15 protein-coding genes are annotated in these 18,813 nt (G+C 37.9%); 11 read left to right on the forward strand and 4 right to left on the reverse strand.

Annotated elements, in window-relative coordinates:
• Nucleotides 1-20 precede the first annotated feature (20 nt).
• The 8 genes from ACVWXS_RS06350 (at nt 21) to ACVWXS_RS06385 (ending at nt 9,268) form a co-directional block, all read left to right on the forward strand.
• Nucleotides 21-542 (forward strand): DUF84 family protein, encoded by a 522-nt coding sequence (locus ACVWXS_RS06350; protein ID WP_368638212.1) that lies wholly within the window; start codon nt 21-23, stop codon nt 540-542.
• Between the two features lie 94 nt (nt 543-636).
• Nucleotides 637-1,155 (forward strand): hypothetical protein, encoded by a 519-nt coding sequence (locus tag ACVWXS_RS06355; RefSeq protein ID WP_402989243.1) that lies wholly within the window; start codon nt 637-639, stop codon nt 1,153-1,155.
• Between the two features lie 253 nt (nt 1,156-1,408).
• Nucleotides 1,409-2,233, forward strand: coding sequence for a DUF1444 domain-containing protein (locus ACVWXS_RS06360; RefSeq protein ID WP_423491555.1), 825 nt, complete (start codon nt 1,409-1,411; stop codon nt 2,231-2,233).
• Complete coding sequence (gene ytpR, locus ACVWXS_RS06365; protein ID WP_456957007.1) at nt 2,230-2,844, forward strand: YtpR family tRNA-binding protein; 615 nt, start codon at nt 2,230-2,232, stop codon at nt 2,842-2,844. Before ACVWXS_RS06360 ends, ytpR begins: the two co-directional genes overlap by 4 nt.
• Before the next feature lie 187 nt (nt 2,845-3,031).
• Nucleotides 3,032-6,475 carry a DNA translocase FtsK gene (locus ACVWXS_RS06370; RefSeq protein ID WP_456957009.1) on the forward strand — a complete coding sequence of 1,148 codons (3,444 nt, stop codon included), beginning with the start codon at nt 3,032-3,034 and terminating at the stop codon, nt 6,473-6,475.
• Between the two features lie 227 nt (nt 6,476-6,702).
• Nucleotides 6,703-8,016, forward strand: a complete 1,314-nt coding sequence (murC, locus tag ACVWXS_RS06375; RefSeq protein ID WP_368638217.1) for a UDP-N-acetylmuramate--L-alanine ligase — start codon at nt 6,703-6,705, stop codon at nt 8,014-8,016.
• Between the two features lie 111 nt (nt 8,017-8,127).
• A complete protein-coding gene (locus tag ACVWXS_RS06380) occupies nt 8,128-8,634 on the forward strand; it encodes a DUF948 domain-containing protein (protein ID WP_368638218.1) in 507 nt (168 codons plus the stop codon).
• Nucleotides 8,635-8,767: 133 nt separating this feature from the next.
• Nucleotides 8,768-9,268, forward strand: coding sequence for a YtxH domain-containing protein (locus ACVWXS_RS06385; RefSeq protein WP_368638219.1), 501 nt, complete (start codon nt 8,768-8,770; stop codon nt 9,266-9,268).
• A 67-nt stretch (nt 9,269-9,335) separates the two neighbouring features.
• Here ACVWXS_RS06385 and ACVWXS_RS06390 read toward each other — a convergent pair whose 3' ends face one another.
• Nucleotides 9,336-11,492: a cell division FtsA domain-containing protein gene (locus tag ACVWXS_RS06390; RefSeq protein WP_456957012.1), complete on the reverse strand. Its 2,157-nt coding sequence runs from the start codon at nt 11,490-11,492 to the stop codon at nt 9,336-9,338.
• A 172-nt stretch (nt 11,493-11,664) separates the two neighbouring features.
• Between ACVWXS_RS06390 and ACVWXS_RS06395 the strand changes: the two genes are divergently transcribed.
• Nucleotides 11,665-12,750, forward strand: coding sequence for a bifunctional 3-deoxy-7-phosphoheptulonate synthase/chorismate mutase (locus tag ACVWXS_RS06395; protein ID WP_068984016.1), 1,086 nt, complete (start codon nt 11,665-11,667; stop codon nt 12,748-12,750).
• A gap of 185 nt (nt 12,751-12,935) precedes the next feature.
• Nucleotides 12,936-13,940, forward strand: coding sequence for a catabolite control protein A (ccpA, locus tag ACVWXS_RS06400; RefSeq protein WP_456957014.1), 1,005 nt, complete (start codon nt 12,936-12,938; stop codon nt 13,938-13,940).
• A gap of 106 nt (nt 13,941-14,046) precedes the next feature.
• On the opposite strand, the gene ACVWXS_RS06405 is transcribed toward ccpA, so the two are convergent.
• From ACVWXS_RS06405 to ACVWXS_RS06415, 3 genes are read right to left on the reverse strand one after another with little or no spacing between them, the layout of a single operon-like run.
• A complete protein-coding gene (locus tag ACVWXS_RS06405; RefSeq protein WP_456957016.1) occupies nt 14,047-15,207 on the reverse strand; it encodes an acetoin utilization protein AcuC in 1,161 nt (386 codons plus the stop codon).
• Nucleotides 15,204-15,854, reverse strand: coding sequence for an acetoin utilization AcuB family protein (locus tag ACVWXS_RS06410; RefSeq protein ID WP_374965604.1), 651 nt, complete (start codon nt 15,852-15,854; stop codon nt 15,204-15,206). Before ACVWXS_RS06410 ends, ACVWXS_RS06405 begins: the two co-directional genes overlap by 4 nt.
• A gap of 24 nt (nt 15,855-15,878) precedes the next feature.
• Nucleotides 15,879-16,511 carry a GNAT family N-acetyltransferase gene (locus ACVWXS_RS06415; protein WP_374965605.1) on the reverse strand — a complete coding sequence of 211 codons (633 nt, stop codon included), beginning with the start codon at nt 16,509-16,511 and terminating at the stop codon, nt 15,879-15,881.
• 343 nt (nt 16,512-16,854) lie between these two features.
• On the opposite strand from ACVWXS_RS06415, the gene acsA reads away from it, so the two are divergent.
• The gene (gene acsA / locus ACVWXS_RS06420; RefSeq protein ID WP_374965606.1) at nt 16,855-18,582 is read left to right on the forward strand and encodes an acetate--CoA ligase; all 1,728 of its coding nucleotides are present in this window, start codon (nt 16,855-16,857) and stop codon (nt 18,580-18,582) included.
• The last annotated feature ends 231 nt before the right edge of the window (nt 18,583-18,813 follow it).

Genomic DNA, 18,813 nt, shown 5'->3' on the forward strand with positions numbered 1-18,813 from the left:
AAGAAAGAGGGATTGGAAAAATGAAGATAGCTATTGGGACAACAAACAAAGCAAAAACAGAGGCAGTTGAAGTTATAGCTAGAAAATATTTTGATAAACCGATTTTTACTTATGTTAAGGCTGCTTCACAAGTATCTGATCAACCGATGACTCATGAAGAAACACGAATGGGAGCCATAAACCGTTCAAAAAATGCAATGAATGAGACGGGGGCTCAATTATCGTTTGGACTAGAGGGTGGAGTAACGGAAATTGATGGTGTTATGTACGTATGTAACTGGGGAGCTCTTACAGTAACAAATGGCACAACTTATACAGCTGCTGGCGCACAAATTATATTACCAGAAGAAATTGCCCAGGAAATAAGAGCCGGGAAGGAACTTGGGCCAGTGATGGAGCAATATACACAACGTCGAGATATTCGACAAGGTGCGGGAGCTGTAGGTATTTTTACGCAAGGGTTAGTAAGTCGTCAGATGATGTTTGAGCATATTGTCTCGCTTCTTGTTGGTCAATATTTATTCACATTAGCACATGAGTAATGTTTTTGAATTAGTGATATTGGAACAGTGAAGTTGCAACTTTACATAAATTTTTTTAAAATAAATAAAAGTTAGCAATGAAAGGAAGAGAAAAATGTCTCATACATGGCTACGAGCGGTAGGCTTAATGCTTTTACTGTTGGGACTTACTGGCTGTAATCAATCTGTTGATGAACAAATTAAAAATGGACTTCAAACAACAGACACTGTCTTTGCAGGAGAGCCAGAGAAGCACACAGATAGTATTGGGGATGTAGAATTATACTTACCTTCCAACTTTAAAGTTGAAGATAATTCAGATGCATATAATATATTGATAACTAAAGGAAAAGAGAGTTTTGTTCTTTTCATCAATGATCGCGAAGATGCAGATAGTAAACTCTATTACAATTTATTAAAAGAGGATAGTTCAAAAAAGATAATTGAAGAAAATACGTATGAGAAGGATGGTATTTTCGGCTTTTCAGCTGTTTCAAAAACTGACAATGAAGACGAATATGAGCTTATTGTCAGTAGCGGTGGCGTAAAAATGACGACCATTTCTCCGGTGAAACATATTGAAGATAATTTACATGAGATGACGAAAATCGTTCATTCGGTTAAGATTAAGTAATTGGATAGTTTTGAACAGAACGGTTCACAAACATGTGAGCCGTTTTCTCTCATTCAGCATTTATTAGTCTACGAAAGATTTCTCCTTCTATAGTTGATGAGTTGAATGAGGGTGTAGATTCCTGAAGTTGAGGAACTCAGTCTAAGTACGCACGTCCTGTAGTAAATTATCTGCGCGAAAGTGTAGTACTAACGAAGCGACAGTTTCAATTACGCCGAAGCAATATTGATTTTAAAGAAAGGATGTGAGCTAGGTGAAACAAATTAAATCAGAACAACTTGTGTCCCTATTAAAGCAACAATTAAATGAGGAAACGTTTGATTTTGAATTTGACAAAAAGCACGATAAATTACGTTTAAATCATAAAAAGATTGGTAAAGGGATGGAGCTATCTCTACCAGGTATTTTAGCAAAATATAATGACAAGCAAGGGGCTGCAATCGATGAAGTTGTTTATACAATCGAGCAAACCTTTAATGCTATGGAGCAAGAGATGGAACAAGGATTCCAAGCTACTTCGCAAATTTATCCCGTTATTCGCGCAACATCCTACCCTCAAGCCTCGAAGGAGGGGCATGCATTCATCACTACTGAACATACAGCTGAAACACGTATTTTTTATGCGCTTGATTTAGGGAAAACTTATCGTTTTATTGATGAATCCATGTTAGAGGTACTACAATTAACAGTAGAGCAAATTCGTGAAATGGCACGATTTTCTGTAAAGCAACTACCAACAATTTATAAGAAAGATGAAGTTGCAGGGAATATTTTTTATTTTGTTAATGCTAATGATGGCTACGATGCAAGTCGCATTTTAAATGAAAACTTTTTGAAAGACATGCAGACTAAAATTGAGGGCGATATGACGTTATCTGTGCCACATCAGGACGTATTAATAGTAGGTGATATTCGGAATGAAACAGGGTATGATGTATTAGCACAGATGACGATGCATTTCTTCGCTGTCGGTACCGTACCGATTACGTCATTATCTTTTATTTATGAAGATGGGGAGTTAGAACCAATCTTTATATTAGCAAAAAACAGAGTTAAAAAGGAGCAAGAGAAACAATGAATGTATTTTACAACAAAGAGCATGTAGGAGATGTATTGCTAGTACAATTAGCATCAGAATCAATCGTGAAAACAGAGGTAGAACGTGCAGGCGATATCGCTATTTTAAAGGAAGCACAGACAGGAGAAATTAAAGCATTTAATTTATTTAATGCCAGCAGCTATATACAATCTGATGCTAAAGGCTTAGTTGAAGTTACTCCAGAATTAGTTGCACAGCTAGAGGCAGCTATTGCAAAAAATGGTGCTGAAATTAGTCTTGATGTAGACTTTTCTCCAAAATTTGTTGTGGGTTATGTAGAAACTAAGGACAAGCATCCAAATGCTGATAAACTAAGCATTTGTTCTGTAAACGTTGGTGAGGAGACATTACAAATTGTATGTGGTGCGCCTAATGTTGAAGCAGGTCAAAAAGTTGTCGTGGCAAAAATCGGTGCAGTGATGCCTTCGGGTATGCTTATTAAAGAAGGTAATTTACGAGGTGTTGATTCATACGGTATGTTATGTTCAGCACGCGAATTAGCAATACCAAATGCACCTTCTGAAAAAGGAATTTTAGTATTACCTGAAGATGAAGTAATTGGTAGTGCGTTTGAAACGCCAACTAGATAAAATATAATTAAAATCGTTATGCTACTAATATGCTAGTAACATAACGATTTTTTTGTCTAGAATGAGCCTCTATATGCAAGTTTCTATCACATTTTTATGGTATGCTTTTTGTTATAGACATTGAACTTGTTTTTGAAATAACATAGACGGTGCTATAAATGAAGTGTAATAGAAATGAGTGAATAATGTGAATTGGTTTAAAAAACAAATAAATAAATTTGTAAATAAAGATGACAATGAATACGAATATGAGGAATATTATGAAGACTATGAAGAAGAACAATCTGAGCAGATGCATTCATTTAAAGAAGCACCTGGATCACAGCAAAAAACTTTTCGTTTTCCGTTAATTGAGGATGAGGAGTTTTCACCTTCACCATCAACAACATCATCAAAAGAAGCATTCAATCAAATGGAGGATGCTAATTACAGACAAATTGAAGATTTATCTCTGCCGAAGCATTTAAATAATCATATTGTGGATTCGAGTGTTTATGATATTGAGGTTTCAGGAATTCGAGATTTATTAGCAAATCGTACGAAGCGAACGGGTAGAACGACAGTTACACGAAGTCAGCCTGAACAAACGAATCGGACAAGAGCAAGTCTTGTTTTTCGAGATGCACAAAATGAACCACCTATTACTCCTAAAGAAACTAATAATTCACCAGAAAAGACAGTTGAACGTGAAATAGCTGCTAATCACAAGCGCTTTGTACCAAGTGATGTCCCTTCACCGGTTTATGGTTTTTCTAAGCCGAGCCCCATTGAGCAATTATTAGAGAAGCGGAAGGAAGAGCATGACAAGAAAGAGTCTGCAATACCTACAGCAACTAAGACTTTAAAAGAAGCGACAACAAATGAGGGTGTTGAAAATATACTAAAAGAAAAAGAACCTATGAGCACAGTTCAGAAAGAAGAACCTGAACAGCTTGAAGTCCATGAAAAAATTGAAGCAACAACAAAGCAACCGATTACTTTTGATGAAAAATTTACAGACGAAACGAACCAGCCTAGTGATGAAACGAACACGGAATTACCTGCACTGCAAACAACTTCCTTTGCCGTAGAATTTGAAGATCAAGTGAAAGAGGCCGTTCAGCATGAGCTGAATGGTGAACAACTTTCAGAGAATCAATCAGAAATTCATGTAAAAGAAGTAGTTGTAGAACAAGTGCAGATAGAAAATTCTACCATCCACATTGGAGAAGTTACAGTAATCCAACCACCAACAACTGAAGCTGATGAGCAAGCGGTGTTAGAAGAGAAATCTGTAGAAGAAGCCAAGCATGAAAAAAGCGGTATTCCTTTTAATGTCCTAATGCTAAAAACAGATAAAGAGAAATGGAGAATACAACAGCAATTTAAAAATACGAAGCCAACTACAACAATTGTTGAAGAGGCCCAAAAAGCTCAAGAAGCTCAAGAAGTCCAAAAAGCTCAAGAAGTCCAAGAAGTCCAAGAAGTGCAAAAAGCTCAAGAAGTGCAAGAAGTCCAAGAAGTGCAAGAAGCTCAAGAAGTCCAAGAAGTGCAAAAAGTCCAAGAAGTGCAAAAAGCTCAAGAAGTGCAAGAAGTGCAAGAAGTCCAAGAAGTCCAAGAAGTCCAAGAAGTCCAAGAAGCTCAAGAAGTCCAAGAAGTCCAAAAAGCTCAAGAGGCCCAAAAAGCTCAAGAAGTCCAAGAAGTGCAAAAAGCCCAAGAAGTCCAAGAAGTCCAAGAAGTCCAAGAAGTCCAAGAAGTGCAAAAAGCCCAAGAAGCCCAAGAGCCTTCTTCTGAACTTATTCATTTGGATGTAGAACAGAGATTAATAGCATCCAATAAAGAAGAAAATAAAAATCCTTTATCTTCAGAGTTTGGTGAGTTAGAGATGGACAATGAAACAGCACCGCAATCGACGAAGGAAAACGAAGCTATTATTCAAAATACTACACCAATCAATGCTGCAACAGAGAGTGTATCAGTTATTACTATGTCACCAGTAGCAACAATGTCTAGCGTTTCGACATTGGAAAAGAAAGTACTAGACATTGAGAGTTCTGACGAAATTTCAGCAACTACCGAAATGGAAACAGACGCAACTATTGAACAGGAGCTTCCTACAAACAACATAGAGATTTCTGAGAAGGATTCTAATGACACAGGTGAATATCCAGAGCGACCTTCCAAATCAGATGAAACATTAGTAGAGAATCAAGTAATGGAGGATCCTCCAAAACCTGTTCATGTGTATCAAAAACCAAATGATGAGTTTTTAGAGCCACCGGAGGAAAAAACACAGGATACAGAGTGGATGGAGCAACAGGGTGATACATTGGTTGAAGCTTTGTCTTACTTCCAAGTCTCAGCTCAAATAGAATCTATTATGCAAGGACCAGCCGTGACACAATTTGAAATAACAGTGAGTCATGGTACGAAGGTTAGCAAAATCCGTAATTTAGCAGATGATTTGAAACTTGCGTTGGCAGCGAAAGATATCCGCATCCAAGCTCCGATTCCTGGGAAGAGTTCAATTGGCATTGAGATACCGAACCGTGTATCTCGCGCAGTTCGACTATCGGAAGTGACAAATAGTGCTTCTTTCCTCGAGTCAGATTCACCGTTAGAAGCAGCGTTGGGTCTGGATTTAACAGGGAAGCCTGTAACCATTGATTTGCGAAAAATGCCACATGGCTTAATTGCCGGAGCTACAGGTTCTGGTAAATCAGTTTGTATCAATTCACTTTTGGTTAGTTTGCTATATAAAGCTGCACCACATGAATTAAAGCTGATGCTTATTGATCCTAAAATGGTAGAGTTAGCACCTTTTAATCATATCCCACATTTAGTTAGTCCGGTCATCACAGATGTTAAGGCTGCTACTGCTGCACTAAAATGGGCAGTGGAGGAAATGGAGCGTCGTTATCAGTTATTTGCTCATGTAGGTGCACGTGATATTACGCGTTATAATGCAATCGCGGATAAAAATAATGAACATAGCTTAAAATTACCGTATATTCTAATTGTCATTGATGAATTAGCAGATTTAATGATGATGTCTCCTGCAGATGTAGAAGAAGCGATCTGTCGTATTGCACAAAAAGCGCGTGCTTGTGGTATCCATTTAATTGTTGCAACTCAAAGACCGTCTGTTGACGTTATTACGGGGCTTATTAAATCAAATATTCCTACACGTATTGCCTTTGCGGTATCATCACAAATAGATTCACGTACTATTTTAGATGGGCAAGGCGCAGAAAGATTACTTGGACGAGGCGATATGCTATATTTAGGTAATGGTATGTCTGCCCCTGTGCGTTTGCAGGGAACATTTGTGACAGATGATGAAATTGAAGCAATTATAGATCATGTTCGTGAGCAAGGAGAGCCGGATTATATATTTGATCAAGAGGAACTTTTAAAGAAAACGGAAGTTTCAGCTGAGCAAGATGATCTGTTTGAGGATGTCTGCCGATTTGTGTATGAACAGGGAGGAGCATCGACTTCCTTGGTTCAGCGAAAATATCATATTGGCTATAATCGTGCTGCTCGTTTAATCGATATGTTAGAGTCTCATGGCTTTGTGTCTGAGGCAAGAGGAAGTAAACCACGAGAAAGCTACATTACGGAAGAAGATTTAATTGCTATGTTTGAATAATAATTGCATTGTTTTCGTATAGATTATCTTTTTTACGTCAAATTTCGTATTTTTAGAAAAGTTACACATTTATCCTTGTGCATAAATAGTGCTATAATAGACAAGATGTGTTGATTAGTACGTATTTTTTAACACTTGAAAAGGTATTAATACCTAATAATAAGTAAAAGATACGATACACCTAATAGATGATAGAAGGGATATTGAATTCCCGGGGGGTTTAATTAATGACAGTTTTTCATTTCACAGGCATTAAAGGTTCTGGCATGAGTTCACTTGCACAAATCTTATTTGATGCTGGTGAACAAGTACAGGGCTCAGATGTTGATAAATATTTCTTCACGGAGCAACCGTTACGTGAACGTAATATTCCAATTTTTACATTTAATGCAGATAATATTAAAGAAGGTATGACAATTATTGCAGGGAACGCATTTCCTGATGACCATCCCGAATTAGAACGTGCTCGTCAAATCGGTGTAGAAATTGTTCGCTACCATAAATTTTTAGGTGAATATATCGGTAATTATACGTCGATTGCTATTACTGGTGCGCATGGTAAAACATCTACGACAGGCTTAATGTCGCATGTTGTAGGAGGTTATAAACCAACATCATATTTAATCGGTGATGGAACAGGAGCTGGGCATGAAAATGCTGACTTCTTTGTAATGGAGGCATGTGAATACCGTCGACACTTTTTAGCTTACAATCCCGATTACGCTGTAATGACTAATATTGATTTTGACCATCCGGACTACTTTGCAAACATAGAGGATGTTTATTCAGCCTTTCAATCATTAGCATTGCAGGTTAAAAAAGCAATTATTGCTTGTGGTGATGATGAACAGCTACAACGTATTCAAGCAAAGGTACCGGTTGTATATTATGGCTTTGGAGCTGAAAATGATTTTGAGGCTCGTAATGTTGAAAAAACAACAGAGGGTACAAAATTTGATGTGTTTGTTCGCAATGAATTTTATAGTACATTCTTTATCCCATTGTTTGGAGATCATGCGGTATTAAATACATTAGCGGTTATTACACTTTGCGAGTACGAAGGAATATCACCAGACATTATCCAAGAACGTTTAATCACTTATAAAGGTGTAAAAAGACGTTTTACAGAAACGGATATTGGAAATAATGTTTTAATAGACGACTATGCACATCATCCAACTGAAATACGTGCAACGATTCAATCGGCACGACAAAAATTTCCAGATCGTGAGCTAGTAGCTATTTTCCAACCACATACATTTACACGTACGCAAGCTTTTTTACAGGATTTTGCAGATAGTCTAAGTCTTGCAGATACAGCCTACTTATGTGATATATTTGGTTCTGCAAGGGAAACACAAGGTGCACTTTCAATCCAAGATTTAGCATCTTTAATTGAAGGTAGTGCAGTGATTACTACTGAAGGAATTGAAGTACTTACAAAGCATGAGCGCGCAGTATTTTTATTTATGGGTGCTGGAGATGTTCACAAATTCCAAGATGCTTTTGAAAACGTGCTAAAAAACAACGAAACAGCTTAGTCCGTAAGGAATAAGCTGTTTTTTCTCAAAAATGAGGAGGAAATTAGTTTTTTTTGTCGAAGATATGGAAAGGAATAGTAAAGAGAATTTTTACTTCCGGGAGGTCTAGTTATGGAAATTATTTTGTATATTGCAGCAATCATTGCAGCAATCGGGTTTTTAATTTTATGTGTGAGCGTCGGCATGACATTATTTTCGCTCAAATCAATTCTTAACAGCTTAGCTGGGACATTATCAGGTATTGAGGGACAAATGGAGGGTATTACACGTGAAACGACTTCCTTGCTATCCAAAACAAATAGCTTAGCAGAGGATATTCAAGAAAAATCTGAACAGTTAAATTCCGTTGTTCATGCAGTCAAGGGCATTGGTGACTCTGTGAACGGTCTAAATACGTCTGTACAGCAAATCACTTCTTCGATTTCCAAAAGTGTAGAACACAATGAAGAAAAAATTGCACAGGTTGTTCAGTGGAGCAATGTCGCAATGGGTATTGCTGATAAGTGGAAGAAGCGTAAAATCATCGATCAGGCACATGACATGGGTCAAGAAGATCTTTACTCTTTTGAACCAGAGCAGTCGGAAAAATCGAAAAGAAGATGGGGCCGTAAAAAGTGATTATTATTCGGTAGACATTGAATGTCAATTGAATAAAAATAAAGTCTTAGGCATAAGTTGAAGATGCATCCGCGAAAGCAGATGGACAACCAGTCTAGGCAAATTAGATTATTTTATGGGGAGGAATTGTTGCATGACAACTCAAAAGCCAAATTTTAATGAAGTGAAGGAACAACAACTTGAAAGTTCATTGCCTCAGCTTTATCATCCGCAAGAATCGATTTATGAAGAGGAGCGTGTGAACATGAAAGATTTTGTTATTGGCGCATTAGTTGGGGGTATAGTAGGTGCAGCTGCAGGCTTATTATTAGCTCCAAAATCAGGAAAAGATTTACGTAGCGATGTAGCAGTACAAGCTGTTAACTTTAAGGATAAGAGTGCAGATTTCTCGACAACTGCAAAAGATAAAACGGTTCAATTATCTAAACAACTTCAAGAGCAATCTACACAATTAGTAGAGAAAGTTAAAACATTAAAATCAGCAAAGGCACCAACTGTTTTTGATGATGGTACTGTTTCTTTCGAGGGTGAAGAGCCACTAGGGGATTTCATTCCTAGCGAAGAGCCTAAAGCAGAAGATGCTAGTGAAAAAAAAGTGCAAGCTGATGAAAAAAGTGAAGAAGTTCGCGCTTAATGCATGAGCGATAAAGAAGGGATCCAATACGTCTTTCCAATGACGTATTGGATCCCTTTTCGTTTTTTTAGTGAGATATAGACGCTTCTTCTAGTAAAATTTCTAATTTATCCCCTCCGAAAATCTCCATATCAAAGCTTGCCGGTTGACCATTTCGTAAAATTGTAAAGTTACCTTTAAATGTAGTAGGTAGTTGCCAATTGGAGAAGCGGAATACATCTTGGTAAATCCAACGACTTCGGTCTTTTTCTTTAAATGAAAGGGTTGCTCCATTTGGTGTTGTTGAAAGTGGTGATACGACTACCTGATTAACGAGTACTTCGTTTGCCATCTTCTTTAGCTCCAACACCTCATTTTGGAAATGTATGATGATGTTATCCTCAAGTAAAACATTCATTTGATCAGCAATACGTTGAACAGTCGGTAATGTTTGTTGCTGAAATGTAATAACATCACCATCTTGTACAGCATATGTCATTTTAGAAGGTTTACCATTAATCATTAATTGCGCTGAAAACTCTGGTAAATAAAGTGGCTTTCCGTCTACTTGAATATAAAATGACTCAAATTGTTTTAATAACTCCCAATTATTTGTGTTTTTAAATACATCCTCTACTGTTTCAGCTATTTCAAACTTAACAACATCTCGATCATTTATTGTACTATCTAGAGATGCATAGGAACCATTAACAGTAATTTGTGGTTCAATTACATATTTTGTGTGTTGAATCGTGACTGTTTTGATGGCAGCATCATCTACAATATCTCTTACTGTAGCAGTAGCTTGCTGACCGTCTTGGCCTTCAATTAACTGGATGGCATCGCCTGTTTTAATCATCGTTTTAGTAGATGCTTGATGCCCATTTACTAAAATTTCCGCCGGTTGACCGTGACCACCAGGGATGAAAATATCGTGTCCATTTACACTCACAGATAATCCATGTCCTGGTTTACCATATAATTGTTTTGCTCGAATATTGGCTGCTAAAAATGCATCGGCAACGGTCATTTCCTTTAATTCAAAAAGGCGAACTACTTGTTCATTGACAGTTAGACTCATATATTGAATGGGCATTTTTTTTGCTGCAATGGCAATACCGATTGGTGTAACCAATTCAGGCGATGCTTTAATATGTTCTTCTTTCGTTAAGTTTTGAATGGCATCAATCCCTCGAACGGCAATACGATTTGCTGGTAAATCTAGTACTAGTCCAAGTTCAGTCGTAAGGTTTGGTGTTAAGCTTCCTCCACCAACAAGCATGACCGCCTTAGGAGCTGTACGATTATTAAGGCGTAAAATTTCTTCCCCAATGGCTTTTGCAAGTAGTTTGACAGCAAGATCAATTGCTTGCAAAACTTCTTCTTTCGGATAATATTGATCAAAGCCTAAAATATCTTGAATTAAAATTTCTTCTTCTGTTTGAAGTTGACGCTTCACTTTTTCAGCAACAGGGAAGTCGAGTAAATAGTGGTCACTTAAAGCCTCTGTTATTTCATCACCAGCTGTTGGCACCATACCATAGGCGACAACAGTACTTTTATCAGTAATGGCAATATCGGAAGTCCCAGCACCAATATCAACAAGTGCAACATTTAAACGGCGCATAGTAGGCGGGATCAGGACATTGATAGCGGCAATAGGTTCTAACGTTAGTGCATCCATTTCTAAATCCGCGCGTTTAAGAGCCGCAATTAGTGATTCTACGACAACTCGAGGCAGGAACGTAGCAATAACTTCAATTTGTGCCTCATCACCTTGCTGATCGAGTAGGCTACCAATTTCTTCACCATCTAATCGATAATATAGAACTGAATAACCAACACAATAATAGTGGCTTATTTTGGTATCCTCTTTATGTTGTAGAAGCTGTTGCTGTGCCTGTTGAACAGCTTGTAGTTCTAAACGACTTATATCCTCTTCTGTAAAGATTGGCCGATTACGTATATTGATTGTCACGCTTGCTTGTTCTGTTTTTAATGAGCGACCAGCCGCAGCGACACTCACTTTTGTTAAAGGACCGTGCTTCTCTTCAAGTTCATGTTTAATTTCATTGATTAAATCTGCCACATACATGACATTATGTATTTGACCATCAACCATGGCGCGTTCTTTATGTTCTTTTATTAAGATGTCTTCCACGTGAAAGCGGTCATTATCTTCAGCTAAAATAATGCCCACTACAGAACGTGTACCGATATCAAGTGCAAATAATTTTGAACTCAAAATACTCGCTTCCTTTCTCGAAATATGTTAATATAATTTAGCGAGTTGAAGCGCTAAATTAAAAATGCGTGACATTCTGTACAACATTGATTATAATGATGCTAATATCTAAAAATGTAACATACATTTCAGAGTTCTGAAAGTGTCTGTCATGAGGAGAGGGGAAAGAAGCATGAGCCAAAAAGATTTAGAAAGTTTACGTAGTCAAATAGACGACTTAAACTTAGAAATTCTTCGTCTAATTAACGAACGAGCAACTGTAGTTGATGAAATCGGTAAGATTAAAGAAAAACAAGGTGTGAATCGTTATGATCCATTACGTGAACGACACATGCTTGATCTCATCAAAGAACACAATCAAGGTCCGTTAAATCAAATGACGGTTGATTATATATTTAAGCAAATCTTTAAAACAGCTTTAAAACAACTTGAAGCAGATAAGAAGAAAGAGTTACTTGTATCTCGTAAAAAGAAATCAGAAGATACTGTCATTAATGTGAATGGTGAGCTAATTGGCCAAGGAAAACCATCTTTCGTATTTGGACCTTGTGCTGTAGAATCATACGAGCAAGTAGCAGCAGTAGCAGCATCTATTAAAGCAAAAGGTGAAAAATTAATACGTGGCGGTGCGTATAAACCACGTACTTCTCCATATGACTTCCAAGGTCTTGGATTAGAAGGCCTGAAAATTTTAAAACGTGTGTCAGAGGAATACGGTTTAGCCGTTATTACGGAAATTGTTACACCAAGTCATTTAGAGGAAGCATTGGATTATATCGATGTTATCCAAATTGGTGCACGTAATATGCAAAACTTCGAATTATTAAAAGCGGCTGGTGCTGCAAACAAACCTGTACTTTTAAAACGAGGCTTAGCAGCGACAATTGATGAATTTATTCACGCAGCAGAATACATTATGTCTAAAGGGAATGAGAACATTATTCTTTGTGAACGTGGTATCCGTACTTACGAAAAAGCAACTCGTAACACATTAGATATTTCTGCCGTACCAATTTTAAAACAAGAAACGCATTTACCAGTATTTGTAGACGTTACGCATTCAACAGGTCGTCGTGATTTACTATTACCATGTGCTAAGGCGGCAATCGCAATTGGAGCTGATGGCGTCATGGCAGAGGTGCATCCAGATCCGTCTGTAGCACTATCTGACTCACAACAACAAATGGATATTCCAACATTTGATGCTTTCTACGAAACATTACAAAATTTCATGAAGAACTATGAAATCCATGCTTAATTGTTTTGATAAAAACCGCTTGCTTAATTAGTAGCAGGCGGTTTTTACTATATATCGTGACAAAATAATGTCTAGAATAATACTATTTGTACTTGGTTTTTCTTTTCATATACTTACTTCTTCTTGAAAAGATTATAAAAATTATCGTATTATAAGGCTATAAAAGGAAAAGGGAGGCACGTGCGATGACTGTTACAATTTATGATGTTGCAAGAGAAGCAAATGTTTCTATGGCAACAGTCTCTCGTGTAGTCAATGGCAATCAAAACGTAAAGCCAGCAACACGAAAAAAAGTATTAGAAGTAATTGAACGATTAGAGTATCGTCCAAACGCAGTAGCGCGAGGATTAGCAAGTAAGAAAACAACAACAGTTGGCGTGATTATCCCAGATATTGCAAATAATGTTTATGCGGAGCTGGCACGTGGTGTAGAGGATATTGCAACAATGTATCGTTACAATATTATTTTAGCCAACTCAGATCAACATGAAGATAAAGAGCTACAGCTACTGGATACAATGCTGGGAAAACAAGTTGACGGTATTGTTATGATGAGTGATGAAGTAACGGAAAAAATGCAACAAACTATGGATCATTCACCTGTACCGATTGTGCTTGCAGGTTCAGTAGATGAATCACAAACCATCGCAACTGTGAATATTGATTATTACCAAGCAGCTTATGAGGCGATTACTTTACTCATTCAGAACGGGCATAAGAGAATCGGCTTTGTAACAGGTCCGCTTACTTATACTATTAATGGAAAATTCAAACTTGAAGCTTATAAAAAAGCTTTACAAGATGCAGGTTTACCTATAGATGTATCACTAATTGCTGGAGAAGAATCGAGCTATGATATGGGCTTAGAGGCGTGGGAAACATTATCCTCACTTGAAAATCCGCCAACTGCTTATTTTGCAGGTAGTGATGAATTGGCAATCGGACTGATTCATGGTGCACAGGATGTAGGAAAAAGTGTACCTGAGGATATTGAAGTGATCAGCTTTGAGAATTCAAAATTAGCACGTATGGTACGTCCACAGCTTACAAGTGTAGCGCTACCGTTGTACGATATCGGAGCTGTTGCAATGCGCTTACTAACTAAATTGATGAGCAAAGAGCCTGTTGAGGACAAAGCAGTAATTTTACCTCATCGCATTGAACATCGACAATCTGTCAAAAGTAAATAATGGTACTTAACACGTAAATCAGTCGATGATTTACGTGTTTTTTATGTAGACGGATAGATGATTGAAAATAAATAAAAAAGCCCCACGAAAATCGTGAGGCGTAAAATTAAGCGCGTTTTTCAGTGCGAATAATATGTAGCGCTTTGGCGAGCATTTGCGCATTTTTTTCTTCAATCTCAGCTTTTCGAGGGATTGGCTCATACAAGGGATTTGGATCCTCCCAAGTTGGAATAAAAGGCACTGGTGCTTCAGGCTGCCAACGATCTATCCATGCTTGAGGGAGAGGTCCTGTCGGTAATTGCTGATCGGTCATTTCAAGCCATAGCATAGACCACGCACGAGGCACCACACGCCAAATATCGTAGCCTCCACCACCGACAGCAATCCATTTACCGTCGCAATATTCATGTGCTAATTTATGCGCAAGCTTTGGGATTTCTCTATAAATATTCATTGTTCCATATAAATGAGTTAATGGATCGAAAAAATGTGCATCTGCGCCGTTTTGTGTTAGCACAACATCTGGCTTGAAGAATTCAAAGACTTCTCGCATAGCCTTTTCATATATTTCTAGGAAACTCTCATCTTCTGTAAAAGCATCAATTGGAAAATTAAAAGAAGTGCCATAGCCTTGCCCATTTCCACGTTCTGTAATATTACCAGTTCCGGGGAAAAGATAGCGACCCGTTTCATGAATAGACAATGTACAAACATCTGGGTCTTCATAAAAGCTCCATTGTACACCATCTCCATGATGGGCATCCGTATCCACATAAAGTACACGAGCTTTGTATTTTTCCTGCAAATAGCGAATAGCTACTGTACTATCGTTGTAAATACAAAAACCTGATGCACGACCATGGAAGCCATGATGTAGCCCTCCGCCTAGATTGAGGGCGTGCTCGGCTTTGCCTTGCATAACATAATCGACAGCTGTTAGCGTTCCGCCAACAAGCTGTGCGCTTGCTTCGTGCATGTTTTCGAAAATGGGTGTATCTTCGGTACCTATGCCGTAGCTTTCGCATTGTGCCTCTGAAAGCTCACCGTGCCCTGCTCTTTTAACGATATCAATATATTTTGGATCATGTGCTAGCAAAAGCTCTTCCTCCGTAGCGACACGAGCTGGAACGATATCTAAATCATGAAGAGCGTCTATATTTTTTAACAAATCCATTGTAAGCGTCAAGCGTTTATGATTGAAAGGATGGGTATCTGAAAATTTATATCCGAGTTGCTCTGGCGAGTATACAAATACTGCTTTTTTCATTGTAACGAAACACCTGGTAAGTTAGGCCATAATACATCAAAGCCTTCTTTACGAAGATTTTCAATCATGGCGAGTGGATTCAGTGTTTTTACTCGGATGCTTAGAATTTTATTTTGGGCATTTTCAGAGTCAGGATAAACTAGGACGCTTTGGACATTTACATGATGTTCATGAAAAATCTTTGTAATCTCAAATAATATTCCTGGCGTATCGGATACGCGAATTTCAATTTTTGAGCCAGGGTCAGTGGCACCAGTTAACTCTATATATGTATAGAGTAAATCTGTGGTAGTCACAATTCCAACTAATTTCCCTCCAGTGACAATGGGTAAGCAGCCTATTTTGGATTCATAAAAAGTAAGAGCCACTTCTTCTACAAAATCAAGTGGATGGCCGACAAGTGGATTTTTAACCATAATTTCTTCCACTTTTGCATTAAAAACTGGAGAATTTGGCTCATCCCGTAATGAGGAAGGTAAAGCCTCTTTAATATCTCGTTCAGTAATAACCCCAAGAACGTGATGTTCCTCGTCTACAACTGGCACATGACGTACTTTTTTCTCGCGCATTAACTTAAGCGCTTCAAATACTGTATTTGTCGGAGCCAGCGTGTAGGGCTCATCATTCATAATTTCTTCTACGATCATATACTCAATCCCCTTTGTGTTGGTTTAATACATGAAGCGATTTCTAAAACGAAGTCTATCGAATCTTTCCATTGTCTCAGGAGGCACACGTTTTCCTTCGCGTGCCATCAGGCAGTTAGCAGGATGTGATGTAATTTCAGGATCATCTGTAGCAAAATATTCGAAGTCAGCGGAGCTCATCATTTTCTCCATCATTTTGCGATAATCCCAAACGTTTAAACCAGTCCCTTTTAAGTCCCAATGCCAATAATATTCGGTGGTGATAACAAGATAGTCTTCCATTTCATCTCCCGTAAAAGATACAGCTAGCAGTGCTTTACCAACACCTGTTCCACGATATTCTGGAATGACTTCAATGGCACCTAGCTCAATCATGTTATCAATTCGGTCTTCCGCCCATCGTTCTAATGGATCAGGGTATAGATAAGTGACGTAGCCTACAATGATATTTTCATTTCGGATAATAATAATTCGTCCTTCAGGAAGTCCTGCAATTTCTATAATGGCTTGTTGTTGTTGTTTTGGAGGTCTAAAAGCAACCAAACCTTCGTGGAATGAATACGTAGCTAATTTTTCTGGAGGTACAGGTCCTTCCACATACACAGTACCATGCTTTGTTTCCTTGGTGACAGAAAAAAAAGTTTTTTTATGTTCCATAATTACACCACCTGAGTTTAATGATTCCATTATAGCTGATTTCTTGCGGAAAAACGCTTATTTTTGCAAAATACACCTGTGTTTTTGGAAAAATAAAAATATTGAGACATTATTAGTAAATTCGTGTAAAATATATTTATATTGCATCTGTTATTTAACAGATGAATGTCGTGTGAATAATAATTGATTAATTTCACACCGCATAAACTGTTATATAACAATTGCTACATAACGTATTTGTCTTTAGAGAAGATAGCGAATTTTAAGGGGGAAAATAGTGAAATTAAGATTTGAAATTTGCTTACTAATGTTCTAAAGCGATAGCAAAGAAAGGGGTAGTTTCATGGGGATGAAAATGATGGAGAAGTTGGATGCTTTAATAGGGCAATACAATTTGCCTGATTATGAGGAAGCAGCAGCGGTACATGATTGGACAGAGACAGAAAAGGGATTTAGTTGGTATGAAACAGGTCTTGTGAATATGGCGTATGAGGCAATCGATCGTCATACAGAGACGTATCGGAAAAACAAAGTTGCTCTTTATTTTAATGATGGTAAGCGTAAAGAGGCTTATTCTTTCAATGAAATGAAAAAGCTGACAAATAAAGCGGCAAATGTTTTTAAGACAGCAACAAATTTAGAAAAAGGGGATCGTTTATTTATTTTTATGCCACGGTCACCAGAGCTTTATTTTACATTATTAGGTGCATTGAAAATGGGCGTTATTGTGGGTCCGTTATTTGAGGCGTTTATGGAAGGTGCTGTTTATGACAGGTTGGTAGATAGTGAAGCGAAAGTACTGGTGACGACACCAGAGTTGCTTGAACGAGTACCTTTAGCAAAGCTACCGCATTTGCAGCACGTCTTTTTAGTTGGATCTAATATAGAGGAAACATCACAAATTTTAGATTTCAATAAACGCCTGAAAGAGGCATCTTCTCAATTTGACATTGAATGGGTGGAGCGAGAGGATGGGATGATTCTTCATTATACTTCTGGATCAACTGGAGCACCAAAGGGCGTTTTGCATGTCCATAACGCAATGCTTCAACAATATCAATCCACACAATGGGTACTAGATTTGCGTGAAGATGATATTTACTGGTGTACGGCTGATCCAGGATGGGTAACAGGCACAGCGTATGGCATTTTCGGTCCGTGGTTAAATGGTGTCACAATGCTAATTGTTGGGGGAAGATTCTCACCACAAGCTTGGTACCAAGCAATTGAAGATTATAGTGTAACAGTTTGGTATAGCGCACCAACAGCTTTCAGAATGTTAATGGGCGCTGGTAGTGGCATGCTTGAGAATTATGATTTATCTTCTTTACGCCACATTTTATCTGTTGGTGAGCCGTTAAATCCAGAAGTAATTCGTTGGGGGATTGATGAACTAGGTCACCGTATTCATGATACATGGTGGATGACGGAAACGGGTGCACATATGATTTGTAACTATCCTTCTATGGATATTAAGCCAGGATCTATGGGGAAACCATTACCTGGTATCCATGCGACGATTGTTGATGATGCTGGTAATGAAGTACCGCCTTTTACAATGGGGAATCTTGCTGTTCGACGTGGGTGGCCGGCAATGATGCGTCAAATTTGGGGGAATCCAGAACGATATGAATCTTATTTCTTAAAAGGAGAATGGTATGTATCTGGGGACTCAGCTTATATGGATGATGATGGCTATTTCTGGTTCCAGGGACGTGTAGATGATGTTATTATGACGGCTGGTGAGCGGGTAGGGCCTTTCGAGGTGGAAAGTAAACTACTAGAGCATCCTGATATAGTCGAAGCAGGGGTTATTGGGAAGCCAGATCCTGTACGAGGTGAAATTATTAAAGCTTTTGTATCATTACGTGAGGGTATTGAACCTTCTGATGTATTAATTGAGGATATTCGTAATTTTGTCAAGAAGGGCTTGTCTGCACACGCTGCGCCACGCGAAATCGAATTTAAGGATAAGCTACCAAAAACACGCAGTGGAAAGATTATGCGTCGTGTGTTAAAGGCATGGGAGTTAAATTTACCAACTGGCGATTTATCTACGTTGGAAGACTAATTTTTGTAGCGCGAATATAAAATAACGCTCTACATGTTGATATTTATACATCTGGTGTATAAAAAGAAGGCAGGGATTCATTCGATGAGTGAAAGAGTCCTTGCCTTCTTTTTTTTGAATTTATAGTGATAATTAATGATGGATTTGTACATGAGAAAATAAATTTGAAAATTATAAGAATAAATAAAAATTCAATTGACTTAATAAATATACAGACGTATACTAATTTTA

The sequence above is a fragment of the Lysinibacillus sp. TE18511 genome (genome assembly GCF_054062295.1).

Coding starts and splice junctions, on each gene's coding strand:
- ACVWXS_RS06350 (WP_368638212.1), top strand. CDS start 21: ATGAAGATAGCTATTGGGACAACAAACAAAGCAAAAACAGAGGCAGTT.
- ACVWXS_RS06355 (WP_402989243.1), top strand. CDS start 637: ATGTCTCATACATGGCTACGAGCGGTAGGCTTAATGCTTTTACTGTTG.
- ytpR (WP_456957007.1), top strand. CDS start 2,230: ATGAATGTATTTTACAACAAAGAGCATGTAGGAGATGTATTGCTAGTA.
- murC (WP_368638217.1), top strand. CDS start 6,703: ATGACAGTTTTTCATTTCACAGGCATTAAAGGTTCTGGCATGAGTTCA.
- ACVWXS_RS06380 (WP_368638218.1), top strand. CDS start 8,128: ATGGAAATTATTTTGTATATTGCAGCAATCATTGCAGCAATCGGGTTT.
- ACVWXS_RS06385 (WP_368638219.1), top strand. CDS start 8,768: ATGACAACTCAAAAGCCAAATTTTAATGAAGTGAAGGAACAACAACTT.
- ACVWXS_RS06395 (WP_068984016.1), top strand. CDS start 11,665: ATGAGCCAAAAAGATTTAGAAAGTTTACGTAGTCAAATAGACGACTTA.
- ccpA (WP_456957014.1), top strand. CDS start 12,936: ATGACTGTTACAATTTATGATGTTGCAAGAGAAGCAAATGTTTCTATG.
- ACVWXS_RS06405 (WP_456957016.1), bottom strand. CDS start 15,207: ATGAAAAAAGCAGTATTTGTATACTCGCCAGAGCAACTCGGATATAAA.
- ACVWXS_RS06410 (WP_374965604.1), bottom strand. CDS start 15,854: ATGATCGTAGAAGAAATTATGAATGATGAGCCCTACACGCTGGCTCCG.
- ACVWXS_RS06415 (WP_374965605.1), bottom strand. CDS start 16,511: ATGGAACATAAAAAAACTTTTTTTTCTGTCACCAAGGAAACAAAGCAT.
- acsA (WP_374965606.1), top strand. CDS start 16,855: ATGGGGATGAAAATGATGGAGAAGTTGGATGCTTTAATAGGGCAATAC.